At 65.7% G+C, this 24569-nt stretch carries 17 protein-coding genes and 4 pseudogenes; 11 read left to right on the top strand and 10 right to left on the bottom strand.

Going from position 1 to position 24569, the window contains the following annotated elements; translation table 11 throughout:
• The 4 genes and pseudogenes from DL990_RS33005 to DL990_RS32990 all read right to left on the bottom strand — a co-directional run.
• A pseudogene (locus DL990_RS33005) lies at positions 1-229 on the bottom strand (IS256 family transposase); the annotation flags it as partial.
• Positions 230-484: 255 nt separating this feature from the next.
• Positions 485-832 (bottom strand): hypothetical protein, encoded by a 348-nt coding sequence (locus DL990_RS33000; RefSeq protein ID WP_125787177.1) that lies wholly within the window; start codon positions 830-832, stop codon positions 485-487.
• 446 nt (positions 833-1278) lie between these two features.
• Positions 1279-1596: a contact-dependent growth inhibition system immunity protein gene (locus DL990_RS32995; protein WP_125801024.1), complete on the bottom strand. Its 318-nt coding sequence runs from the start codon at positions 1594-1596 to the stop codon at positions 1279-1281.
• A complete protein-coding gene (locus DL990_RS32990) occupies positions 1583-8962 on the bottom strand; it encodes an RNase A-like domain-containing protein (protein WP_125801023.1) in 7380 nt (2459 codons plus the stop codon). The genes DL990_RS32995 and DL990_RS32990 overlap by 14 nt, the downstream gene beginning before the upstream one ends.
• A gap of 546 nt (positions 8963-9508) precedes the next feature.
• Between DL990_RS32990 and DL990_RS42240 the strand changes: the two genes are divergently transcribed.
• Entirely contained in the window at positions 9509-9640 is a 132-nt protein-coding gene (locus tag DL990_RS42240) for a hypothetical protein (protein ID WP_255431400.1), read from the top strand.
• 83 nt (positions 9641-9723) lie between these two features.
• On the opposite strand, the gene DL990_RS41575 is transcribed toward DL990_RS42240, so the two are convergent.
• The 3 genes and pseudogenes from DL990_RS41575 to DL990_RS32970 form a co-directional block, all read right to left on the bottom strand.
• Positions 9724-11487 carry a hypothetical protein gene (locus tag DL990_RS41575; RefSeq protein WP_199746699.1) on the bottom strand — a complete coding sequence of 588 codons (1764 nt, stop codon included), beginning with the start codon at positions 11485-11487 and terminating at the stop codon, positions 9724-9726.
• Between the two features lie 191 nt (positions 11488-11678).
• A complete protein-coding gene (locus DL990_RS32980) occupies positions 11679-12455 on the bottom strand; it encodes a hypothetical protein (protein ID WP_233620646.1) in 777 nt (258 codons plus the stop codon).
• Positions 12456-12710: 255 nt separating this feature from the next.
• Positions 12711-13594, bottom strand: a pseudogene (locus DL990_RS32970) (integrase); the annotation flags it as partial.
• On the opposite strand from DL990_RS32970, the pseudogene DL990_RS32965 reads away from it, so the two are divergent.
• From DL990_RS32965 to DL990_RS32930, 8 genes and pseudogenes are all read left to right on the top strand, one after another.
• A pseudogene (locus DL990_RS32965) lies at positions 13574-14200 on the top strand (helicase HerA domain-containing protein); the annotation flags it as partial. The pseudogenes DL990_RS32970 and DL990_RS32965 overlap by 21 nt on opposite strands.
• A gap of 700 nt (positions 14201-14900) precedes the next feature.
• A complete protein-coding gene (locus tag DL990_RS32960) occupies positions 14901-15383 on the top strand; it encodes an NUDIX hydrolase (RefSeq protein WP_125801021.1) in 483 nt (160 codons plus the stop codon).
• 123 nt (positions 15384-15506) lie between these two features.
• Positions 15507-15764: an SUKH-3 domain-containing protein gene (locus DL990_RS32955; protein ID WP_125801020.1), complete on the top strand. Its 258-nt coding sequence runs from the start codon at positions 15507-15509 to the stop codon at positions 15762-15764.
• Between the two features lie 49 nt (positions 15765-15813).
• A complete protein-coding gene (locus DL990_RS32950; RefSeq protein ID WP_125801019.1) occupies positions 15814-16440 on the top strand; it encodes a hypothetical protein in 627 nt (208 codons plus the stop codon).
• Between the two features lie 102 nt (positions 16441-16542).
• Positions 16543-17928: pseudogene (locus tag DL990_RS32945) on the top strand (CHAT domain-containing protein); the annotation flags it as partial.
• A gap of 49 nt (positions 17929-17977) precedes the next feature.
• Positions 17978-18463: a CHAT domain-containing protein gene (locus DL990_RS42235; RefSeq protein WP_158632677.1), complete on the top strand. Its 486-nt coding sequence runs from the start codon at positions 17978-17980 to the stop codon at positions 18461-18463.
• Between the two features lie 252 nt (positions 18464-18715).
• Positions 18716-18859: a hypothetical protein gene (locus tag DL990_RS41565; RefSeq protein ID WP_199746698.1), complete on the top strand. Its 144-nt coding sequence runs from the start codon at positions 18716-18718 to the stop codon at positions 18857-18859.
• Positions 18860-19121: 262 nt separating this feature from the next.
• A complete protein-coding gene (locus tag DL990_RS32930) occupies positions 19122-19553 on the top strand; it encodes a hypothetical protein (RefSeq protein WP_125801017.1) in 432 nt (143 codons plus the stop codon).
• 17 nt (positions 19554-19570) lie between these two features.
• Here the strand turns inward: DL990_RS32930 and DL990_RS32925 are convergent, their stop codons facing one another.
• Complete coding sequence (locus DL990_RS32925) at positions 19571-20728, bottom strand: NADH:flavin oxidoreductase (protein ID WP_125787167.1); 1158 nt, start codon at positions 20726-20728, stop codon at positions 19571-19573.
• Positions 20725-21297: a TetR/AcrR family transcriptional regulator gene (locus tag DL990_RS32920; protein ID WP_125787166.1), complete on the bottom strand. Its 573-nt coding sequence runs from the start codon at positions 21295-21297 to the stop codon at positions 20725-20727. The genes DL990_RS32925 and DL990_RS32920 overlap by 4 nt, the downstream gene beginning before the upstream one ends.
• 83 nt (positions 21298-21380) lie before the next feature.
• Between DL990_RS32920 and DL990_RS32915 the strand changes: the two genes are divergently transcribed.
• Positions 21381-22781 (top strand): DUF4303 domain-containing protein, encoded by a 1401-nt coding sequence (locus tag DL990_RS32915; RefSeq protein WP_199746697.1) that lies wholly within the window; start codon positions 21381-21383, stop codon positions 22779-22781.
• Between the two features lie 152 nt (positions 22782-22933).
• Here DL990_RS32915 and DL990_RS32910 read toward each other — a convergent pair whose 3' ends face one another.
• Positions 22934-23920 carry a hypothetical protein gene (locus DL990_RS32910; RefSeq protein WP_125787164.1) on the bottom strand — a complete coding sequence of 329 codons (987 nt, stop codon included), beginning with the start codon at positions 23918-23920 and terminating at the stop codon, positions 22934-22936.
• 148 nt (positions 23921-24068) lie between these two features.
• On the opposite strand from DL990_RS32910, the gene DL990_RS32905 reads away from it, so the two are divergent.
• Positions 24069-24482, top strand: coding sequence for a hypothetical protein (locus DL990_RS32905; RefSeq protein ID WP_125787163.1), 414 nt, complete (start codon positions 24069-24071; stop codon positions 24480-24482).
• Positions 24483-24569 lie beyond the last annotated feature (87 nt).

Raw genomic sequence — 24569 nt, 5'->3', positions numbered from 1 at the left:
CCGGGTCGTGCTTGTCATAGCCGAGGTGATCGGTGATCTCGCCCTCGAGCGCGGACTCCAGCATCAGCTTGGTCAGCTGCTGCAGCACCCCGCCCTCACCGGTCAGCTTCAGCCCGCTGGCCTTGGCACTGCTCAGCAGCTGCGCGACGAGCTGCTCATCCAGGCCGTCCAGGCCGGTCCCTGGCTTCGAGTCCTCGGCGTTCTCCACGCCGGACATCCTGTCGGTCATCAGGTGCACTACCATGATCGGGAGTTACACCGAACGTTTTACAGTCCCGACCGGACCGCCAGAGCATCCATTCCCAGCGATAGCGCTCAGTTCGTAGAACTTGGTGCCGAGGGGGCCATGATCGAGCGGGATGTTCGTAAGCCAGCGCCGGATGTGCCCTTCCGAGTAGGCAAGGTCTGGTCGCGCAAGTACCACCCCGCCGGGCCCAGGAGCCGCCTCGCGAAGGATGGCGTCCGGGTAACCCCACACCATGTACTAGCAGCCGGCGTGGACATGGAAGCGACTGACGGAGAACGGCGACGGGTAGTCGCCGGGTTCTAGCCGAAGGAGAGCAACGTCCTCAGCTGGGTGTTCCTCGATCCCCTGCACCGCAGCTAGCTGCCAAGTGCCGTTTCGATTGAACATAACTGCCGCTTCGCCGACAGTGATCCCCCTCGCAACATGCTTCGCAGTCATCGCGAGTCCCCTCGAGCCCGAGAGGAGAAAGCACGTCCCCAGAAGCTCAACGTACTCCAGCTCGTCTGCCGCCGCGCCCGGCCCGACCTTCGCGATCGGCAGAACGAAGTTCGCAATCGGCTCGTTCGGAGGGATCTCAGTAGTCACCCGCTAGTAATATCACCAACCACCGGCGGAGTGCCGTCGGCGGCGCGCGGGTCGGATCCCGGATTCACCTCAGGCTCGGTGACGCGCAGGACACGCAACGTGTGCAGCGGGGCCGTGATCGCAGCCGGGCGTCGCTACGGCTACCGAACCCTGGCGAACTGGACCCAATCAGACGCCAAGCACCGACCGAGCGGTGATCCAGTCGCGCAGCATCGCCGTCTGCGCAGCGGACGGATGGGAACAGGGACGCACACCTATTGGCGGACGATCGCGTGTCAGGCGGCACCTCCGGGCTGGCGGCTGCTCAGCATCTTCAACGGACGCCGCGAGGTAATACCCATAGCGACACGGCTTGTTGACCAGTTCCGAACCCGCCGCGTCACCGACCACGACCTTCGTCTTCGTCCAGACATAGCCCCGCGCTCCACGGAGGCGCATGGCGCACCCTAGGATTCCCGATCGAGCCGTTGCTTAACCACGTTTCTCATCTGCTCGAACCATTCCAGGTAACTAATTCCGCCCTTGCGGTCCGGCTCGTACATTGCGCCACACTGTTCAAGCCATAGCCTGCGAGCCCCCTCCTCCGTCAAGCCCTCGTGCTTTAGGCTCTCCAATTCCGACAGCAACTCTCGGGAGAAGCCCGAAGGCTCCTCGTCGGCAAACTTCTTCACTACATCAATCGGACTCTCCGCCTCAAGGTCGTAGTCTTCATGAAAATAGCAACGCACTAGATACTCGAGCACAGATACCTCACGGGTTTGCATAGTTTGTGATAATCAAAAAACCTCCAGGCATGCTCGGATCGCGCTTCAGTACAGTAACCACTCCTCTTGCCGGAACAAAGGTTCCTTGACTTCTTGAGTACACCCGGCCCGACGTTCCAGCCGGAAGGTTTGATCCGATCTCAATCCTCATGCTCGTTGTATTATTGAGCCACCATTGTATCGCACCCCAGTTCTCGTTCAGGTTATGCGTCGCGGCACGCTTTGCGGTGTCAAGATCTGGAAAGGTAGATGCATTGGGAATGTTGCGATCGATCAAGTATTGGTCGCTTTTGCCGACGTGTCTCTCGATGGCGTGGCCGCCATTGAGTTCGTCGATGTCGAGGTTGCAGTTGGTCCAGGTTTGCGCAGATCTGGTCCCGTCGCTGCGCGCTTGGCCGCCGTTCGCACACGAGTTTGCGAGCGCTGTGTTGAGCTGCGGTACGGGTGTTGGCCCCTGATGGGTGGAACGTTGTTCCTTCCCTCCCTGGTTCGCTTGCGGGTTGGGTGTGTCCGGATAGCACGCGCTGATGGTGTCGAGCAGGGTGAAGCAGCCGCCCATCGTGGGGGCGAGGGCTTCGCCGAGGCAGTCGACTTCGGTGCCTTGGAGGCCGCAGCCGCCGAGATGTTCTTGTGGTTGCCGGCTTTCGGTATGACCGAGGATATCGTCAGCGGTGGTGCCGACCTGGACTTGCTCGGCTCTGCCGGGGTCGATGGTGGGCATGGCTTCCCACCAGCTCACCGTCATCCATTCCGAGAGGAAGGGCGGTAGTTGCACGACGGCACCGTTGGACCAGTAGATGGTGGTGTGCTGGTAGGTGTCGATGTGCTGGGTGTAGCTGGTGATGCGGTAGCCGGGAACGTAGGTGGTCTTCTCCGGTTCCATCCAGGTGACCGGGACCCGCTTGGTCACCGTCTTGACGATGGTCGGCGGCGGTGGCGGCGGTACCGGGGGCGGCGCGGGCGCGACGATCGGGACGACGTACGGCTTCGCGATGGCAGGGATCTCGACCGGCCGTGCCCCGGTGAACTCGGCTGTGTCGAGCATGTCGATGATGTCAAGTCCGAGCAGTGCCCATCCGACGTATGGGATGGCTCTGCTGCCGAATTTGGCGGGGATCTTCACCCAGGGCGGCAGTCTTGATGCCCATTCGCCTGCGGCTTTGACTCCGCCCCAGATCCAGTTTCCCAGGGCCGCGGCGTCGTCTCCCCAGCTTCCGATCGCGCGGCCGATGTCGTCCAGGACGCCGCCCAGCCCGAGGTCCCATGGCCAGGCGGTGTGACCGGTCGGGTCGATGGTGCTGATGGGGTCGCCGGCGCCGTAGCTGAACCGGTTGGTGCCCGCCGCGGTGTCCTGGCTGAGCGGAACGGTGTCCCGGCTGGTGAATCGGCCGGTGTCGGGGTCGAGCCACCGGGCTCCCATCGACACCCGGCCGGTGCCGGGGTCGGTCCAGTCGCCTTGGAATCCCAGCGTGCTCGGTGGCCCGCTCACCTCACCAGAGCGCCCGTACGGGGTGAACGTCTTGCGGGCGCGGATGTCGCCGGTCGCGGGATCGACGAGCGCGCGGATGTCGCCGTGCGCGTCCGCCCAGGGAATCGTGAGTACTTGAGCAGTCTTGACGCTTGTGGCTTTGCCTTTGAGGTCACGGCCGACTGTCTCCGTCTGAGCTGGATCAGTCGCGGGAACGACCACGGGGTCGTCATTGCCGTCGGCGTAGGCGAAGGCCACGCCGTTGCGGCTCGCCACGCGGTTGAGTGCGTCGTATTCGTACTGTGTGCCGCGGTCGCTGGTCACGCGGTCCAGAGCGTCGAAGACCGTGTCGGTCGCCGAGCTCGTGCCGGAGACCAGTGTGGTGGTTTCGCGGGCGAGGGTGCCGCGCGCTGTATACGTGTATCCGGTGGTTGCCTTCGCGGGGATCTCGCGTGTCGTCTGCTGGTTGCGGGCGTCGAACGTCGAATGTTCGGCCACGGACGGAGTTCCGCCTGCCGGGGTGACGGTGGTGGAGAGGCGGTTGCCCACCTGGTCGAGTTCGTAGGTCTCGGCGGGCGCGCCGTTTCGCGGGTTCCATCCGGTGAGCCGTCCGGCGCGGTCGTAGTCGTAGGTGCCGCCGTAGGCGGCGTCGGCGGTGCTGGACTTGCCGGTGATTTTGTTGTCGCGGTCCAGGGTGTAGGTGAGTGTGTCGACGGTGCCGCTGGGCTTGGCGAGGTTGTCTTTCGAGAGCCTGCCGAAGGCGTCGTACTCGATCTTGCGGCTGGCCACCGCACCGAGTTGCTGGGTGTCGAGTTGCCCGTCCGCGGCGTAGAGGTAGGTCAGAGTGCCGCCGGTGTCCGGGTTCGACTGCGTGCGGACGGTGCCGGTGTCGTAGTAGGTGAAGGCGGTCTTTCCGGTGGCGTCGGTGCGCTCGCTGGTCTGCCCTGCGGCGGTGTAACGGAAGGCCGCCTTTCCGGCAGGTCCGTCGGAGTCGAGCAGCAGTCCCCGGTCGTCGTAACGGAACGTCTGCCGCCCCTTGGGGTGCCCCGCGGAGAGGACACGTCCGGCGAGGTCGTAGGTCACGCTGGTGGTGGCGGTGGGGGTGTTGGGCCCGGTGCCGGTTTCGCCGGTGAGGTTTCCGGCTGGGTCGAAGGTGCGCTGGATGACGATGCCGCCGGGGCGCTGTTCGGTGATGGGCAGGCCGGATGAGTCGTAGGTGATCGCCCTGGTGCGGTCGGACTCAGCCGGGTACGCCGGTGTCGCGGGGTCGATTTCCCGTTCGGGCAGCTGCCAGGGTGTGTAGGTCTGCCAGGTGCTGTTGCCGCGGGCGTCGGTCACGCGGGTGCGGTTCCCTGCGAGGTCGTAGCCGAAGGTGGTGGTCACCGGGGTGCCGGCACTGGGGTGCTCGACGATCGACCGGACGGCGTTGGCCGCGTCGTAGGTTCGCTCGGTGCGGCGCCCCTCGGCCGTGGTGACGGCGATGGGATTGCCAACGGGGTCGTATTCGGTGGTGGCGCCGGGCAGTCGTTCGCCCTTGGCGCCGATGACAGTGGTCGTGGTCCGGCGGCCTGCTTGGTCATAGGTCGTGGTGAGGGTGCGGCCCAGAGCGTCGGTCTGGCGCACGACATTGCCAGCGAAGTCGTATTCGAAGGTCTGGTCCCCGTGGCTGCCGGGGTCGACTCCGGTGACTTCACCGACGGCGTTATGGGTGTAGCGGGTGGTCCTGTTCTCCGGATCTGTCTGGGAAGTCATCCGCCCGGCGTCGTCGAACACAGATGTGGTGCTGTAGCGCAGCGGCGGGCCATCCGGTACGCGCACCACATTGGTCTTCGTGGTGACGTGCCCGAACACGTCGTACTCGAACTCGACGACCGCTCCCGTCGGCCCGGTCATGCGGCTGACGAGGCCACCGGGTGCGTAGGTGAACACGGTGACCGGGACGGCGTCCCCAACCTTGGGTCCCGACTGGGTGGTGAGATTGCCGTAGGGGTCGTAGGCGTAGGTGATCTCACCACCCACGGCGTCGATCTTCTTGGTGATCTGGTTGAGCTGGTTATATTCGTAGCGGACCACACCATCGGTCGGCGGCCCGCCCGCGGGCTGATAGACCGGGCTGTGCAAGGCGACGGTCTGGCCGAGCTTGTCGAATTCGGCGGTAGTGACACCGCCACGAGCGTCGCGCAGATGCTCTTGTTCGCCGAAGGCGTTGTAGCCCCGAGTCGTGATCGGGGCGAGGACCGCCGCGGTCTGGCCATGATTCTCGATTTCGCGTGGTGGCCCTCGTTCCTCCACGACACGGCCCATCTCGTCATAGCGAACAGCGGAGGTGTAAGCCTCCAGCTGCGCACCGGCGACGCCGCGGGGGTCGGTAATGGTGAGCACGCGTCCGTACTCGTCGTAGGTCTTCTTCGTGACGAGATCGCCCGCGCTGGTGACCACCCGGGTCTCGGCGACGCGGCCACCGGCGTCGTAGGTCAGTTTTGTGGTTTGGGCGCGGTCCTTGTCCGATACCGCGATCTGGATGGGCCTCCCCCACAGATCGTTGGTGTGGGTGGTTTTGCGGTTCACTCCTGACGGGTCGAGTACCTGCTCGAGCATCTTCCCGGCCGGAGAGTATTTCCCTGTGGTGGTCCGGGTTCCCGCAGCCGATGTCTCCGAGGTGACATTGCCCAGCGCGTCATAGGAACGCTTCCAAAGTTCGATCTCCCGCTCGGCCGCCTTCGCGGTGGCCGGGACGACCCGGATGGCCCGGATGGGCATTCCGTCCCAGCTGTAGGTGTAGCGCGTGACCCGTCCAGCCGCGTCCATCTCGGAGATCTTGTACCCAGCGGGGTCGTAGCCGTATTTGGCCATGGCCCGGATCACGCCGTCGGTGCTGCGGCGTTCGACGGTGGTCAGGCGTCCTTTCGCGTCGTACAGGTGGACATCGAGATTGCCGTCCGGTCGCCATACGTTCTCCAGTCGACCGCGGTGATACTCGTAGCTGAAACTCGCGTTATTTGGACCGACGCGTTCGGCGAGTTTTCCGTCAGGGTGATAGCGGAAGGTCGTCGTCCGCGTGTAGGGGTCGGCGGCCGCCCGGTCGGGATGCGCGGCACGCCAGCGAGCAGAAGCCGGTGCGTCGACGTTGTTCTCCGACCGCAGCAACCCGTCCGGGTCGAACTCTCGGGTCACGACGCGCTGATGTTCCTCGCCGGTCACCGCGTCGGTGGTCTCCGGATAGACCTCGCCCACGATGTTGTCGGCCGCGTCGTAACGGTACGTGGTCCGGACTCCCTGCGGGAACGCCGCGGAGTACTCGACCTTGGCAGTCATCCGGCCGAGGTTGTCCCGCTCGAATCCGGTACGCGCCCCCGTCACGGTGTTCCGGATCCCGATCACGTCACCCGCGCGGTTGCGGTCGTAGATCACGGTGCCCCCGGCGTTCGTCACGCTGACGAGGAGATCTTCCGGTGCTTCCGTTCCCTGGGTATAGCTGTACCGTTCCACTCCTGCCGGAGCCCCGGTCTCGCGCGCCATGGTCTTCGCGATAAGGAGGCCGTTATGCGCAGCGTACTGATAAGTTTCGGGTTCGTACGGCTTGGTGGCCTGATCATACGGATAGCTCGTGAGCATGGTCCCGTATCGTGGATCGTCCAACGGAACGGTGTAGTTGTACCGGTAATTGGCGCCGACGACATCATCGACTTTCCGGTTCGTCCATCGTGTGGCCACATCACCGTTCGGGTTGGGGATAATGTGCGTGGTATTGAAGTTCTCGTCGAAGAAGGTTTCCAGCCGCCCGGTGTAGGGGCTGTAGTTCCACAAGCGGTACACCACCGTCTGCGGATTCGCGCGGATCGGTGCGTGATGCAGTTCGATGAGCCGGTTGAGTTCGTCGAACAGGTAGGTCTCGTCCTTGCCGTCGAAGGTCTGGACCGTTCTCCCGCCTGAGCGGTTCACATGTTGGAGGTAGTCCGACTGAGCCGGTTCAGAGATCGGCAGGCTGTAGTAGGTAAACGTGGTGCTCTGGTCGGGGTCCGCCGCGGTGTCGACACGGGAGACCTCCGGCGATCCCACGGCGCGGTAGATGACCCGGTCCAGCGGACGGCCGGCCCGCGTCGCGCCACCGATCAGCCGGGCTTGGTCGTCGTAGGCGTACTTTTCGCACCCGACGCCCACCTTGCAGACCTCGGACAGGCGGTCGCACGCCGTGTAGCGATACTCGACGCGGATGGGTGCCTCACCCGGTGCGGGTGCCTCGCCAGTGATGGACTTGATCAGCTCGCGGCTGCGGCAGCCTCCTTCACCACCCGGCGGATACCATTCGACGGACACCTGGCGTCCGGAGTTGAACTGTCCGAGTCCGACGATCCGCCCCTGGTCGTCGCGGGTGATGCTGATCGTCTTGTTGTAGGTCGCGGGACGGACCACGATCTCCTGCAACTGGCCGGAACTCGCACTGAAACGCAGCACCTCGCCATCGCCGGCCTTGACCTCATAGGTCCCCCATACCAGCTTCACTGTGTTGCTGGACCCGGTGTCACCCCGAGCCGCGAAAGTTCCGTCGGGGTTCCTTCCGAATACTTGCTGCCGTCCGTCCGGATACGTGATCGTCAACGACTGTTCCGCCGTGTTCCAGCTGGCCTGGGAATCGAAGAAACTCATCCAGCCGCGGCCCATCGCGCCCACGAGCCCGGCGGTGGTCGCCGCGCTGGAGTAACCCCGGCTCACCCGGAGTTTCGGTGTCGACTCGGTCCGCACCTCCACATCCACGGCTTGGCGCGTGTACATGCCGAATGGCAGCACCGTGCCACGCACCGTGCTGAGGTTCATGCCGCTGCCGACGGTGCGCCACTGGTCCGGCGCGGGCGGCACCACTATGACCGCCATCGCGGGAGTGACGGTGCTCAGGGCACCGTCGGTTACCTCGACCTTCCACCAGAGTGTCTGGTTCCAGCGGGCATATCCGTCCGGCACCTGATACGCCCAGTGATCCTGCCAGCCACTCGTCTCACAGTGCGTTGTCATCGCCTTGTCGGAGCACACCGTGAACAGGTATCGAGGATTGGCGAAGGGATAGGCGTCCGGATCGTTCGCGACCGCGGCCAGAGACGGCGAACGATTCAAGGTGGTTCCGCCATTCGGCGGGCCGAGCACACTGATATTCGGAGCACGGTTCGCGACGTTGTAGAAGACGCTGAGCGAACAGACCCCTTTCTCACTCAGCCAGCCATACCCCTTGACGAACACATCCCAGGCGACGAAATGGCTGCCCGGCTTCAAACCCGCCAGCGGCGCCTCCAGTTCGAGCGCTTGCCCCTGTCTGAACGGAACCGTGATGTCCTGCGAGGGGTTCCCGTCGTACTTCACCCACGGCAACCCGGACGCACCACCCAGGTGATAACTGACGAAAGCCGACCCCGCAGGCAGGTCTCCCGCACCTACCATCGTCAGCCGGAGCTTCACCCGGCCACCGGTGGGCAAGAACGGTTGCACGGTGACGCCCAGGTTCTCCCATTTCAGGTCATAGGGCGGGCCCCCATCGCCGCATGACGGCGCGGCCGCCTGACGCTGCGCCGCCTTCACCTCGACGGGCAGGGCTGCCGCGCCTTCCACCCGCACCGGCGTCAGCTTCTGCCGGACACGGGCCGTAGCCTCGTCGCGTGCCGCCAGCGCGTCATCCACCGACTTCCGCGCTGCAGACCCCGCTGCTGGCAGCTTCGGAGTCTCCTCCGAAGGAACCGAGACCTTCGCCGGATCCACATCGGGCTGATCAGGAACACTGTTGAGCGGCTTATCCACGCCCCCACTGCCCGCAGCCACCGCAGTAGCGACAGGCAATGCCGCCACGACGCCCGCCGTCAGCGACAACACCAGGACAAACCGCAGAAAACACACCAGCGCGCGACGAACCATCGTGCCCTCCCCCTTGAACAACCGTTCTGATCATCGGAGGCACCCCGGCTGCGCTACACACTCAGCCAGCCATTCATCACTCAGCCGTCGGGCGTTCACCTATAGGCGTAGCTATGGAGACAACACGTGCGACGGACACGTGTGGGGGCCGAGAACTGTGTCACATCATGCGACCTGCTGATATTCGTAGATCAGTCCGCCGAGCCCGATCGATCATGCCGACGAACTCGTTCGGCGCCAGTTATCCGGCCGGGAACCTGCCCATGGTCGGGCGGGTGTTGGTCCAATGAGCGATGGGGTTGACTCCCAGAGCCCGCGCGTCCTTCGCTTTGCCGGATAACGAATCCGGGTCCGCGGCGGCAACGACTCGGGTCTTCCTGCTCACCGAGCTGATCACCTGAAGGCCGAGGGCCAGCGCTTCTGCTGTGAGTTCGCAGCGCTGACGGCGCATCGTTCCGGTCAGAACGATCCGGTCACCAGGGCACAGCACAAGCCCTCCGATACCGACCTCTACGACCGGGACCGCGGTCGCTCCACCCGCGTGGGTTGTTCCTCGCGGAGAACCACATCGACCTCATCGACATCGAGGCCGAGAAGGTCGGCTACCGCTTCCAGATCTCATCGTTCTCCCGCGGACACGTGCCCGTCCGCCCAAGCGGCTTGCGCGAGATCTCGTAAGTAGCCGTGGTGCGACTGGATGACCTCCGCCTTGTACAGGCCGAAGTCATGAGCGACGTCGAGCCCTAACACAGAAGACGTGATCAGTCTCGGCCTGCTTCGATTCGCTTAAACAACGTCGTGGCGAGGAGTTGTGTCTGCGTTCTCCACGCGGCGGCAAACGCCTCCCATCTACCGGGCGAATCGCCACAAATCTCGGCGACCTTCGCCGCGAGCCGCGGGCCATAGACAGGGTGGCGCTCAAGGTCGCGCACGGGCATACGCCAAGCGAGCTCGTCGGTCATATGCGCGGACCCAAGGACATGAGCAACAACAACCTCCCGGTTTCTACTGCGGTCACCAAGCAGGTCGGCGAGCACCGCTACCGGGTCTGCCACCGCCGCGAGTTCCTTGTCCGTTGGCAAGGGTTCGACGGATGACACGGATTTCACTGACTGTGCGGCGGGCGGATTTCGGGCAGTGAGGATTTCGGCGCACAGTCGACGTGTGCGGCTGCGAGCAGGTAGCGACTCGTGGATGTCACGAACATGGTCATCCGATAAGCGGTCAAGCAGGAACCGGATATGCGACGACGATGACGCCGCATTTCCCACGATCGCGTCGACAAGTTCGTAGTGGGCAGGCTTCCGCGGGGTCTGGCCATCGACAGAGGCCGCACGTATCAACGCATCTATACAGGCGGACGTTGTAGCAGCGCGAGCGACCGCGACAAGATCAGTCCACTCGCCCGCTCGAGCAACCCGTACTGGATCCCATCCCTCGGCGATCAACCTGGCGACCCTATCGCCTACTTCATCTCGCGCCAACTCCGCGAACCGCGGAAACCGCTTCAAATAGACCACGACCTCATCGGCCTGAGCTGTCTTCAATTCTGGCAGGCACTCAAGCAGTTCGGCATCGTCAAGCTCTTCCGCGGCAAGGAACGCACGTCGAACCCGTGAACCATGCTCGGGATCGCGAAGCAGTTCCTCCCGTCGACTGGACGGCAGTTCACCGATCAGGCCCCTAAGCAGCGAATCCTGGTCACGCCTACTGCCCCAGCCTGGCGCTTCGGACACCTGTTCAGGTGGCGGCGAACCGAGAACCGCTTCAAGAACGCTCGAAGCGACTCGCGTTCTCGCTGGAGCGGACCACCTCTCGGTATCCCACCACAGCTCCGCAGCGTCGTCGTAGGACAGCGCGGCGATCTTATGCACGGCTTCCTTCTCGATGTCCGCCCGGCGCAACGCAGCCGCGAGAACACTGGCCTTGGCCGGAAATCGGTTCAGCAATTCAAGAGCCTCTGCGGCTGTGCAGCAGTCATCCGCGACAAGGTCCGCCGCACCCCACCACTCCACGCCGGCGAGCAGGCGCTGCCGCACCTCAAGGTCGAGGTCTACCCGAGCGAGCAGGGGTTTGATCTCCCGATCCAGCACCCGTCTAGCCGCCTTGTCGATAAGCTGCCGCTTTCCCTCTTCAGGCAGATCCGGCAGTTCGGCCAATCGCCCCCACAGATCACGCAACTCGGCTACGGGCCGATCTTCATCTAGGCGAGGTTCGGGAGGGCTATCGGCGGGTGCAGTAGGCGTCACCACTCTCCGACGCGGGAGGCCGAGAGCTAGCCTGGCCGCAGCCAGGTCGTCGACAACAAAGAGATCTTGACTCCATTCGCCAGGCCAAGCCACAACCAGCAGGTCACGATCTTCAGCGGCACCGAGCATCGCACGTTTGTCCGCATCCGTCTTGGCCTGAGTGACCACGCCGTCCGCACCGACCCGCAACAGCGTCACCGTCCTGGCCAGCCAAGGCAAGGACTCCGCCGAACTCGTCGGCCGTAGACGCGCATCGAAAGCGATCTTTCCCCTCATCTGCGCCATAATAGGGAACTGGGTGGATCAAGCCAGACGTCGTGCGGCAAGAAAATTAGCCTGTGGACATCAATGAGGTTGCGCTATCCGCGATTCGGGTTTGACAGACAGTCGTCGCTCTACAGACCGAGGGGTGACTGGGTGGGCACGGGTTGCACCGCTGGTCGATCCTGCGGACGTCGGTGGAGCGCCTACATCCGTCGATCGAGGCCAGGATCTCTGCCATCGTCATGGACTGTATTCGCGCAGTCCCAGCGGGCGCGGACCGTGCGCATCAGCAGTCGTGAGCGCTCTGCTCCGAGGCCGAAGTGTCGCATCAGGCCTTCCGCCGAGATCGGACGTTGGTGCTCCTCGCGATGACGGCGGTCCACCTCGACGGCTCTCCCTACGAGGTCGTCGTCGAGTTTCGACAAGCTCGACCGCTTCGTAGGCGGCGGGGACGTATCGATCTCCTGAGGCCGCGTGTCCGAGGGAGCTTCAGGCACCGTCGGAGCGAGGCGGTTCGGTGACGGCGCCAGAACTGCAGGTTCTTCTGCAGGCGGCGCCGCGGAGGCCAGCTCACGGAGTAGCGCTGGGCCGACATCGGCCCAGCCGATCAACAGGAGCGGTCCGACCGCATCGAACAGCGCCCGGCCGATCTCCCCCGCGACGAGCGGTTCCGCCACGTTCAAGGCCAACGTGACGACGCTGGAGACCAGCAGCAGACGCCACGCCGGTCGAATCACCTCGGCAGAGGCTCCACGCAACGACAACTGTCGGATCGCGATGAGCAGCGCCAGTACCGACAGGTCCACAGCAGGCGCTACCAGTGGAGCAACCCAGCCAGGCACACCCAGCCGAAGACCGAACGCCAGGACGTTGCCGAACCCGAACAGGAACGTCAGTCCGACGATGACGCCGACGATCACCGTGACCAGCTGCAGAACAGCATCACGCTCAACCGGAAAACCAATAGCTTTGGCAGACACAACGTAACTCCTCGTAACCAGCAATCCAAGATCAACTGGCGATATTCAGGCGACCGGAACGCGCCGCAACGCGTTCGAAGCCGCCCCAACGAGGAGGAACGAGAGACTGTAGACCTGCGAAAACAGAGGAAACGCCTGGTCAGGAGCTGGTTCGATCTTCCCTGACACGGAAGAGGTCACTGGTTCAATCCCAGTATCGCGCACCATCTGTTTTCGCAGGTCAGAAGCCCTGCTCCTCCTCGGAGGGGCGGGGCTTCAGTCGTTCTCAAGACGGCATCCGATGGCCTTGGGAGCGGTCTCGAGCCGCATGTCACCGAACGTGGCATGCAGGTGCGGGAACCACTCCCCCAGCTTCGTCCGCTCACGCGGCGTGAGCGCGACCAATGACCCGACCCAGCGCGTCTCCAGCGCTTGCAGAATCTGCTGGCGCATCAGCGGGGTCACATGGTCGTAGACCCTGGCGATGCCTTCATCTTTTGACCCAATCGTGCTCTGCGTGCGACCTCGGGGATACCGTCCTCGGCCAGCCAGGTGCTGTGACTGTGCCGACCCTCGTGGAAGGTGAACGTCGGCAGGATCGGCTGCACCGCTTCCGCCGACCGCGTGTGCTCTGCATCACTGCCGTCCCAGACCGGGCGCCAATAGCGGTTGCGAAAGTTCGACCGCCGCAACGGCGCACCTTCGGCGCTGCAGAGCACGAACGGAAAGCTGTGCCTGTCCATCAGTTCTTCATAGAAGACCGCGATACTCGGCGGCAACTCCACACTCCGCGTACCTGCTGGGGTCTTGGTCCGGCCCTTCTTCGTTCGGCCGCCCTGTCGCCGCGGTGTCACCGGGCGAGTCGGCCGAGGCCCGAGATCGGCCAGTCTCGAGGTGTCGACCCGGCGACCACCTTTGAAGAGGCGTCCGCCAACCTCCTTTAACGGCTCACGGATCTGGATCGCACGTGCTTCGTTGTCGTACTCGTGCCGCTGCTGACCGACCAGCTCACCCCAGCGGGAACCGGTGTAGAAGTCGAGCAACCCAAGCACGAACCCGGCGAGCCCGAGCCCGCTCTCGTACAGCCGCATCGACGCGCGCAGTGCCTGCACCGGTGTCGCGACGAGGTTCTCGACCTCGAACTCGCCCGAGGTGACCCGACCAGCGTCGCCGCACCGGACGGCGTGCTGTACGGGTTCAACATCGGCAGCCAGGGCCTGGTGCACTGGAACAGGTTCGCCGCGGACAACTACAACAGCGTCGTCCTCGGCCGGTCCGGCGCCGGAAAAAGCTACCTCGTCAAACTCGAAGCGCTCCGATCGCTCTACCGGGGAATCGAAGTCGCGATCATCGACCCGGAAGACGAATACCGCCGATTGTGCGAGGCCATCGGCGGCACCTACATCCGCCTCGGCGACCCCGCGGTCCGCATCAACCCCTTCGACCTGCCGATCGCGACCCGGCCCGACGGACGCCGCACCGCACCGAAGGACGCGCTGACACGACGGATCCTGTTCCTGCACACCGTGATCGGCGTCCTGCTCGGCATGGAACTGTCCGCGCACCAGCGCGCCGTCCTCGACCGGGCGATCCTGGCCACCTACCAGCAAGCCGGGATCACCAGCGATCCCCGGACCTGGAGCCGACAGGCACCACTGCTGCCCGACCTCTCCGCGACCCTGACCGGCACCGGTGACCCGGTCGCGGCCGACCTCGCGTCCCGGCTCCATCCGTCCCCACCAGCGGCGGACGCATCACTCCACTCACACTGCACCTCGTGCAAACACTGCGCGCCAACGGAATGACCGGGAACAGGCTCGGCTGCTTCGCCCACCGACCAGCCAACCCAACCTCCGACCATCCCCAAGGCCGCGCCTGCGACATCATGTTCAATCCCCACAGCCAGCCCTCAGTGGCCGAGGGATCCCAGATCGCAGGCTGGCTCATCGCCCACCAGGCCGGACTCGGCATCCGCTAATCTCATCTGGCAGGGCAGGTACTGGTCAGCTGACACCCCCGACGTGGAGTGCCTACCAATTCAGGGCTTACGGCTGCCCGAACCCGAACAACCTCACCGGCTGCCACTACGACCACATCCACGTCTCGATGTATTAAATGTGCCATATCGCATCTAATGCGGGATTCGTACCGTTGAGATAGATCGCCTGGTCGGTTGAAGCGGTTCACCGTGCTGATGCCAATCGCGATGATGCCTGACCCGCGACGTCCATGTCAGACTCGGCAACATACGCCTTGCCGAGCTCGACAGCCCGCCTGCAACCCACGAAAGACGCCGTCTCCATCTACCACCCTGTGAACTCCACCCAGTCCAGGTTCGCCAGATTGATGTTGCCTAGATGCTCCACCGCTCGGCAGGCACTACCCGGAACGACTGCGACTCGCGGCATGAGCGAGAATTGCCCACCGGAGTGCAATGGAGCAGACCCGGTAGGAGAGGAGCCATCCATGTCTGTTCGCTTGAGCGCAGTCATCAAGGCGCCGAACGGATACCTCCTCGCCCTACGGCAAGACATGCCGGACAGCACCCATCGACATCTTCTGCCCGGCCGCATGGTCGACAACACCGACCGGCCGTTCGAGGACGCATTGCAGCGTGCCCTCCGCGAGCAAACGAACCTCAACACGACCATTGGCGCGCTCATCGACATCGACAAGACTGGCGTTAACGACGAATACGTGTTCATCGCGCACATCGACAGGGCCAACCCGGTTTCAGGGAACTTCCCCGATCGGCTCCCTCCGGCGCCAAGCGGCTGTTCCTGGAACTGCATCGAGCTCACCCCAACCGCCATTCACGGCGCGAACTTCACGCCCAAGGGGATCGGATACCTCCTCGCCGGGCACCTGCGACACGGCCGGCAGCCGTGGGCACTGGCCGATCTCCGATCACGACCGCCCGCCACTCGCCGCCACCATAAGGCGCGCTGAGCCACGAAAGTCCAGCGGCACAGGCGGGCAGTGAAGGGGCCACGCCCGCCTCGCGGCATGACAGGATGGTCGAGCTGAGTCTCGTGGCGCCGAGTCGGTGCGGAGGACGAACGGGCTGGTGACGTGCTTGTGGACCGATTCTCCCCACAGGCGGAACAGGATCTGCGCGCCGCTGGCTGGCGTCCTGGACGGGCTGTGGATGTCGCCGGCTGGCGGCAGCGACTGGAGGCCAGTGGTGAAGTGCGCATGCATCCGGCCGCAGCGGAATTCTTGGCCGAGTTCGGCGGGCTGAACGTAGAGATGGACGGTCAGGACATCTCGGTCGCTGTGGGGCTCGAAAAGTCGTCGCTGCAGCTCAGGCGGCGTATCGGTACTCGTTGACTACTCCTGCGAGGACCGGGGTCCGCAAGAGTCTGCGGGCCTCGAAGTCTTGGATGCGCTCCTCCTCGCCGGGATGGACGGCGGCGGAGCGGTGTTGCTGCACGCCGCCGTCCACCTGCTCGAAACCGTCTGCGCCAAGGGATCCACCAGCCACGCCGATCGGGACGAGTGGCGGTCGCTCCTCGTCACCGCCTATTTGGAGCGGCACGACCGCGAGTCGGATCCAGCGGATCTGAGGCGGGCGGAGCAGCGGCTCGCCACGATCTCGGCTGCACACTCAGGGCTACCGGAAAGACTCTTCCTCGTCGGCGACTCGTTTTACGCGCAGTACAGAACACTGCAGAATCCCGACGATCTCGACGGCGCCATTCACCACTACGAACGAGCGCTGGCAGCCACACCCCAGAGCGACTCGGAACTGGCCGCACGCGCGTATGCCTTGGGAGAGGTCTATCAGCTGCGGTACGACCGATCCGGGCGAGCCGAGGACCTGAACCGCGTCATCGACTCCTGGGATCGGATGCTCACGCGGCTGCCGAGGAAGGACCCGGATCGAGCCGGAATGATCTCCAAGCTGGGTACGGCCTACAGCAGGCGCTATGACCACGCTGGCGCCCTGGCCGATCTGGATCACGCTCTGGAGCTGCTCGAACTGGCGAATTCGACCTTGCAGTAAGGGCATCCCGCCGAGGTCGGCAACTGGTCGGCACTCGGCGTGTCCTACCTCTGGAAGCACGGCCGGTCGGGGGACAAAGCCCATCTCGATCTCGCCATCGAGATGGGCGAACGAGCGGTGGGCCTGTCCACCCCCGCGGCGGCGGACACGCTGAACAATCTCGCGATCACCTATCTGACCATCTATAAGAGTTCCGCATCACCTTCCGACGCCGCACGTGCCATCGAACTCGGCGAACAGGCACTGCCCATCGTCACCGGAACGATCAGGGTGCCGGTCCTGTCGAACCTCGGTCTCACTTACCGGCAGCGATACCGCAACACCGGGATACCCGGTGATCTCGATCGCGCGATCGCCCTCGGTGAGGAGGCACTGGCGTGCACACCGGAGGACCATCCTTCCATCGGGAGCGCCATCGTCAACGTCGCCATCTCGCACCGCCTGCGCTTGGACCAACCAGGTCACACAGGTGACATGAGGTTCCTCTCCACGATTGCGGACAACCTGCGCAGCACCTCCACCTCGCCTCCGCTGGAACAAGTGACCGCCCACTACGCGGTTGGCGGGCTGGCATTGGCGATGAACGCGCTCGACATCGCGGTGGAGTCGCTGGACACAGCGGTGGAACTGTTGCCGTCGGTGGTGCCGCGGCACGCAGGCACGGCCGACCAGGAGGCACGGCTCAGTGAGCACCTCGGCCTGGTCGGAGAGGCGTTCGCCGCCCATTGTGCGGCCGCCGACCCCACGGGGGCGCTGAGGATCGCGGAACTCGGCAGAGGGCTGCTGCTCGGAGCGCAACTCGACGCTCGCGCAGATCTGACCGAACTGGGGGCGGTGCACCCTGGGCTCGCGGAACGGTTCCGGGCACTTCGGAAGAAGCTCGATGCCCCAGAGGGCGATCGGCTTCGCCTGTGGGCCGAGCACGACGAGTTGCTGGGCCGGATCCGCCGTCGGCCGGGCTTCGAGCGGTTCCTCACCGCCGTCCCGTTCGCCGAACTGCGCACCGCGGCCGAGAACGGGCACGTGGTGCTGGTCAACGCCGGCGAAGACCGCGGCGACGCGGTGATCGTGAGCGCGACCGGCGACCCGATCATGATTAGCCTGCCGGGCCTCACGGGCGAAGACGCCCGATCCCGTGCCGGAACGTTGCTGTCGCTCATGCACGGGCGGCCGAGCATGGCCGCGCGACTGCGCAGGCAGCGGGAACTCTCCGCCATCCTCGTCTGGCTGTGGGACAAGGTCGTCGCTCCGGTGCTGGGTGAGCTGCCCACGTCGAACTCGACGCCCAGGGTGTGGTGGCTGCCCATCGGCGTGCTCGGCCTCTTTCCGTTGCACGCCGCCGGACATCCCGGACAGCCCGGCGCGCTTGACGCCGTGGTGTCCTCCTACACCACCACGCTCCGGGCACTCGCACAGACGAGGAAGCGTCCGGCGGCCAAAACCAGACGGCAACTTGTCGTCGGCCTGAAACACACGCCGGGAATGCCCGACCTGCCAGGCCGCAGCAGAGACCGAAGCCTTGGTCGCGCAACAGAAGGTGACCTCACTGCTCCGCGACCGCGACGCCACCACCACCCGAGTGCTGGCAGCGTTGCCGAAGATGACCTGGGCGCACTTCGCCTGCCACGCCACGGCGGACCTGGAAACGCCGTCGCGCGGTGGCCTCCGGCTGCACGACGACCTCCTGTCCGTCTCCGCCATCAGCAGACTTCGGCTCGCTGACGCCGAGCTGGCGTATCTGTCGGCGTGCTCCACCGCCCAGGGCGGCGTGTTGAACGTGAACGAGTCCATTCACCTGGCTTCGGCGTTCCAGTTGGCCGGATTCCGGCACGTCGTGGCCAGCCTGTGGCCGCTCGAAGACAACGCGGCCGGATTCGCGGCACAGTCGTTCTACGACAACATGCCGTCTACAAGTGACGCGGATGACGCCGCCGTCGCTCTGCACCAGGTCGGCCGCGGCCTCCGTAGTCGTCACCCCGATCGCCCGGACCTGTGGGCCCCGTTGATCCACTACGGCCTGTGAGGCGCGGCGGACAGGAAACCCAGTGCGGCGCAGAGTTCTGGCACCCCACAGGGTTTCGCGCGGTGACGATGCCGCTGGATCGAGCGTGGAGTGGCACCGGCCGCTGACCGCGGTGCCGGCGCTCCGCCTGCAAGAAGATCGTGACCAGTATTCCGAGATTTCCAATACCCGACTGCACCATTAGGCACCAGCGACTCCGGCTTCCGCGCCGAGGTCGAAGCCGAGCAGGCACTCACCCGGGGGGAACACCTCGTGGCCATGGCCACCGGCCACGAGCATGACCTGACCGGCCCGGCCGCCGAGGACGCCGCCGCGCGGTTGACGGGCTTCGCCGACCGCACTGGCTTCACCGGCGCCGTGGTCACCGACACCGCACGGCTGCGGCGCGCATCATGACCCGGCACGACCCGCACATCTACCCCAGCTCCTGTATCACCTGCGCGTTCAACCCCGACAAGGCCCTGTGCATGCCCCGCAACGACTCCCGCGGCACCTCGCGCCCCTCCACACTGGACTGCCAGCCCCTGGCCTGCCGCCACGTCGCCCTCACGCCCAGCAACATCGCCGAACTGCTCACCGCCGAAGCCGCTCGCCGCCCGGCCCTGCCGCCACGGCTGCTGGCCGACCTCACCGCCCGACACTGCCGACCGCGTCCACTGTGTACGCCGCGATCGACAGGTATCGCGACGAGGCCGGGCGCTCGCCGAGCACACTCGCGGTCGCCACCCGGCTCGGACTGGCCAACACCACCTTCCGCCGCAACTTCCCCGACATCGTCGCCGAGTTCGCGGTCGCCAAAACAACCGCCGCCGACTCAGCCGTGGCGGCGGACGCGTTCACCGCCCTGCGCAAGGACAACGCCCGGTTACGCCTGGCCAACCAGGAACACCGAGCATCTCGAACTCGCCACCGCCACCCACCCCACTCTCAAAGAGATGATCGGAGCACGCCGGGCGGCCGCGAGGACCACAGCATCGCGCCCGGCTGCCGACTGGGGCCGCAAAGGCACCAGCTGGGGCCGCCGGTGATCAGCGCCGGCACCTATGTGGCCAACATGGGCAAGCTGATCTCCTGGGCCGCGGCCGAATAGGTGCCCCGTCGCCGCGCTCATCGAGGGTCCAGTACGCAGTGCGTCCCGCGGTAGATCGTCGGCATGCACTTGTTGCAGTGCACGCAAAGCGAGCGGGCCCCGGACCGCAGTCGCAGCGGCAGGTCGGGCTCGCGCAGCAGGGCTCGCGCCATCGCGACGAACTCGAAACCGTCCGCCATCGCCTGCTCCATCGTCTCCAGCCGCGTGATCCCGCCGAGCAGGATCAGCGGCAGGTCCAGCGCCTCGCGGAACTGGCGTGCCCGTTCCAGCAGGTATGCCTCCTGGAACGGGTAACTGCGCAGGAAGGTGCCACCGGCCGCCCGGATGCCCCACCGCAGCGGCCGCGGGAACCGCGCGGCGAACTCCCGCACCGGCGCGTCCCCAGTGAACAAGTACATCGGGTTCAGCAGCGAACTGCCCGCCGTCAGCTCCAGCGCGTCGACGGACCCGTCCGCCTCCAGCCACCGCGCGACCCGCACGCTCTCGTCCAGCCAGAATCCGCCCGGCACCCCGTCGTCCATGTTGAGCTTCGCGGTCACCGCGATCCGGTCGCCCGCCACGTCCCGGACCGCCCGCGCGATCTCCAATGCCAGCCTGGCCCGGTTCTCGAGCGATCCGCCGTAGGAATCCCGCCTGCGGTTCAACCGCGGACTGAGGAACGAACTGACCAGATAATTGTGTCCGAAGTGGATTTCGACCGCGTCGAAGCCGGCTTCGATCGCCACTCGCGCCGCTGTCGCGTGTGCGCGCACGACCCGATTCAGATCGTGCTCCGTGGCTGCCTTCGTCATCCGCATCCCCAGCGGATTCGGGAACCGCCCCGGCGCCAGCGCGGGCGACCGGTTCGACGCCGCGTTCGCGACCGGCCCCGCATGCCCGATCTGTGCGCTCACCGCCGCACCCTCGGCGTGCACCGCGTCGGTGAGCCGGCGCAGACCGGGCACCGCCTCCTCGCGCATCCAGATCTGGTGCCGGTCGGTCCGGCCCTCCGGGGACACCGCGCAGTACGCGACCGTCGTCATCCCCACGCCACCGCGGGCCACCCGCCGGTGGAACTCGATCAGCCGATCGGTCACCACGGCGTCCGGGGTCGCTCCCTCGAAGGTCGCGGCTTTGATGATCCGGTTGCGCAGCCGCACCGGGCCCAGCCGCGCGGGCGCGAAGACGCCGGTCATGACCCCGCCAAGCCCGCGGTGAGGAACGCGCGCAGCGTCCCGGCCGGCACCTCGCCCGGCATCTCGCCCGCGAAGAACTGCAGCACCAGGCCGAAGGCGAGCAGCCACCGGTGCGCCGCGCCCGCCTTCGACAGCTCCGGCCGCGCGTCCCGCAACAGCTCGATCCACGGCCCCAGCCCGAACCACCGCGAGGTCCAAGTCGGCTCCTGCCGTCCCAGTACGAACCGTGCCAGCAGCCGCAACCGCAACTGCCCGACCGGGTCCGCCGCCAGCTCGGCGAGGGGAGTCACGACGAGATCGACCAATTCCGCCGCCGTGGGCACCCAACCGCCCCGCCGTCGCTCCGTGATCTCGTCGAGCCGCCGTTGCCACATCGGCGCGAGCCGGGCCTCCAGCAGCGCGGCGATCAAGGCGTCCTTCGAGCCGAAGTGGTAGTGCACGGCCGCCGGATTCATCCCGGCCGCGCTGTTGATCGCGCGGACGGACACCGCGTCGTAACCGGATTCCAGCAACATTCGCTCGGCGACGGTCAGCAGTCGCTCCCGGGTGGTGACGTCGGTGCTGGGCATACCCGCAGCACACCATAATTCCATCATCGAATCAATCACTGATTGAACGTGTCCCCTCATGTCGACGAGCGACTGTCGGGTGGGTGGCCGTCTGCCACGATGACGGCGTGACGGTGAACTTGGATTGGGCCGAGTTCGAACGGACCCTGCGCGAGGGCGTGGTGCAGTCCGTTGTCTCGGCAATGAACGATCATCCCGGCGAGCGGTTCTACGCGGCGGTGCTGGATCACATCTATCGAGAGGAAGACGGTCCGATCGCGCTCCCGTTGGTCGGGATCAACAGTGTCGAGGCGTTGGTTCGTGAGCCCGCCGAGCACCAGGCGGATCTGCGGTGGAGTGCCCCGGACTGGGACCTTTACCACGACGACTGGCTCCCGGAAGGCATGGCCGGACGCTGGGAGAAGGCGCTCACCACGGAGGCGTGCTCCGGGACGACCCGCCATTGGCAGAAGACCTTCGACCGGTACCTGACGATGCTGGTCCGCGTCTGCCGGCAGGCACGGACAACGCTGCGCCGCAACGGCAACACCCACCCGGACTTCGTGGTGGTGCTCCTCGACGACGAATACCGCGGGACGCTGATCAGGCGCGTCTTGAGCACCGGCGAGGTGCGTCGCCACTTTCCCGAACTGGACGAGCGATCGGTCGCGCTGGCCGACGTCGCCGCGCTCCCGCCGGCCGAGCGCGCCGCGTACCTGGCTTCCCTGCTGGGAACGTTCGACGGTCCCCTCGACCCCGACACCGTCGAATCGGCCCTGCGTGATCTCGGCCCGACGGGCTTCCCGGTCCTGATCTCCCTGCTCGGCACGTCGGACCGCGCGTGGCAGGCGGCGAAGCTGTTGGCGGACATCGGCAGTCCCGATGACGGGGTCATCCAGGCGTTGCGAGCCGCGCTGGGGCAGACCGACGGAGCGAACCAGGAGTGGGTCGCGGTAGCACTGTCCCGCGTCGGTCGCCTCGACATTGTTCTCGACCAGGTCGAAAGGCTTCCAGCGGACGTGGTGGTCAGTGCTGTCGCCGCGCCGTACACCAGCTTCCGCGACGACGCGGTCACCCCGCTGATGCTGGACTATCAGCCCCTGACGGGCTTCATCGAGCGTTGGCCGGAATACGTGCCTGCGCTGGGGCGGCGGCTCGCGCCCGGGCAAGGATACTGTGACATCGCGGCAGACGAGGTGGACGCCGCGGTTGCCGGCTTGACCTCGCCACACGTCATCGTTCGCCAGCACGCCGTGCAGGTCCTCGGCCAACGCCGGCTCGGTCGGCACGTCGGCCGGCGGGTGTTGCCGCTGCTCTGCCAGACCATCCGGCTGGACCAGGACGCATCCGTACGGCGCTTGGCGGTTCTGTCGCTGCTGTGGTGGCGGAGAGATTCCCGTCACCTGGCGGACGTGGTCCGCGAGGCATCGGAGGACCCGGCGGCGGAGGTACGTGAAGTAGCCGCGTATTGGCTACGCGAACAGCGCGCAGACGAGCCGATCTGACCGTAAGGCCCGCGTGACAACAGCTATCCACTATTTCGCCTGGCAAGCTCGACAGACTGTAACGGCGGCGATCTGGATTAGGCCCGTGTCCTGTCATGCCGCGAGGAGCGCTTTCCGTGGCTTCCCGCTCATGCCGATGAGCGTTCGGGGAATCAGCTTTCCGGGAGATCCCCGGGATAGGTAGCGATCAACGACTCCATCACTTCGATGGGTAGTGCCGGGTTGGCGGCCGCGTGTCGGGCCAGGTCCGGGTCGTTCACAAGGTCGATCAGGGCGCGGGTCGGCAGGTTCGGGTGTTCCGCGGCCCACTGCCGCGCGGTGTCGTCGCCGAGGCACAGCAGAAGGGTCTCAGCGCGAGTGTTCGGGTGTTCGGCGACCGCGCGGTACACCCGCCGTGCGGTGGCGTGGCACGCCATGTGGTGCAGCAGCTCAGGGTCGCAGTTGGGGTTCGTCGCCAACCTCCGGAACAGGCTCGGGCCGTGCCGCGCGGCAAGTGCCCGTAGCCGGTTCGCGGACAGCGCGGGATGCGGGGCGATCCCTTTGACAACATGGATATCGTCGTCTGCCACGAGCAGTTCGAAGACGTCTGAGGGCAGCGCGGTTCGCTGAGCGACCAGCATCCGGGCTCGTGGAGACGGTGACGCTACGAGAAGACGCAGCTCCTCGTCGGTCGCCGCCATGACGCGGGGCAACAGGACCGGCCCAATCCTGGTCGACTCGACCACGAGCATGAGCACGTCCAGCGGAACCGACGGGTTGTGCGCCACGCCCCGCCGTACGTCCGCGGACACGTCGTTCGCCAGCTCGCGCACGATCGGCTCCGCCACCACGGGATTGGCGGCCAGGCCTGCGCGGACACCGGGGATGTGATCGGCCGCCAGCCGTTGCTGAGCGTCAAGAGGCAGATCCGGCCGCTCGGCGAGTGTCCATCGAATCGCCATGTTGTCGTGGTCCAGCAGCGCGGTCACGTCGTCCAGCGAGGTGGCTGGATCAGCTGCCTGCTCGATATCAGTGTCGACGTGCCAGATGGTGTCGCGCGGTGGTGCCGTGGGCCGGGCGGGCAGGCGGGCACGCAGGTGATCGGGCAAAGCCGGGTTCGCTGTCAAGCCGAGCACGATGTCTCGGGTTCGTTCGTCCACTCCACACTCCGCCCGGTCGCCACGGTCGCGGGTCCGCCTGATGCGGATCAGGCCAGGTTACGACAATTGTCGTGTGGTGCGGACGGGTTATCGAACATACGTGGACCGTCATCCCGATGGCACGAGGTCGTTCCGGCAGGATGGCGCCATGTCAGAACACGGGTACCTGCCGAACGAGTTGTTGGGCAGGCTGGTCGGGTCGCGGCTGTACTCGGTGAACTTCGTGTATGACTACGTCCAGCTGCACTTCGACCGACCCGGCGGCGATCTGCCCATCCTGACCTGCGACGCCATGCCGACCGTCACCGTCGTCAACGGCACGTACACCGACGGCAGGCCCGGCTACGCCGACGCGCTACGGTCCCTGATCACCGCAACTGTGGTCTCCACCGAGGAAGCCACCGGTACGGGACTGAGCGTCGAACTCGACACGGGCAGTCTCGCCCTGCACCCGACGCTAGCCGAACTCACCGGACCCGAGATCGCAAACCTGACCGGCTTCACCGACGGCCAATGGATGTGCTGGCGCCCAGGCGAGGACTCCTTCGAAGACCTTGCCTGAATCGGCCACTTCACCAGCGCACACCACGAGCATCTGTGGACACCGCACCATCGGTACTGGACAAACATCCGCTTCCGCCGCAGTGCG

The organism is Amycolatopsis sp. WAC 01416 (assembly GCF_003947485.1).
In the GTDB taxonomy this organism is placed as follows: domain Bacteria; phylum Actinomycetota; class Actinomycetes; order Mycobacteriales; family Pseudonocardiaceae; genus Amycolatopsis.
The sequence above is the reverse complement of the archived record's forward strand: the minus strand, read 5'-3'. Positions and strand labels throughout refer to the sequence as shown.

Bases quoted from the DNA above. Each gene is read 5' to 3' on its own strand.
- DL990_RS32960 (WP_125801021.1), top strand. From the start codon at position 14,901: ATGTCTGTTCGCTTGAGCGCAGTCATCAAGGCGCCGAACGGATACCTC.
- DL990_RS32905 (WP_125787163.1), top strand. From the start codon at position 24,069: ATGTCAGAACACGGGTACCTGCCGAACGAGTTGTTGGGCAGGCTGGTC.
- DL990_RS32990 (WP_125801023.1), bottom strand. From the start codon at position 8,962: ATGGTTCGTCGCGCGCTGGTGTGTTTTCTGCGGTTTGTCCTGGTGTTG.
- DL990_RS32995 (WP_125801024.1), bottom strand. From the start codon at position 1,596: ATGCAAACCCGTGAGGTATCTGTGCTCGAGTATCTAGTGCGTTGCTAT.
- DL990_RS41575 (WP_199746699.1), bottom strand. From the start codon at position 11,487: ATGAGGGGAAAGATCGCTTTCGATGCGCGTCTACGGCCGACGAGTTCG.
- DL990_RS32920 (WP_125787166.1), bottom strand. From the start codon at position 21,297: ATGCCCAGCACCGACGTCACCACCCGGGAGCGACTGCTGACCGTCGCC.
- DL990_RS32925 (WP_125787167.1), bottom strand. From the start codon at position 20,728: ATGACCGGCGTCTTCGCGCCCGCGCGGCTGGGCCCGGTGCGGCTGCGC.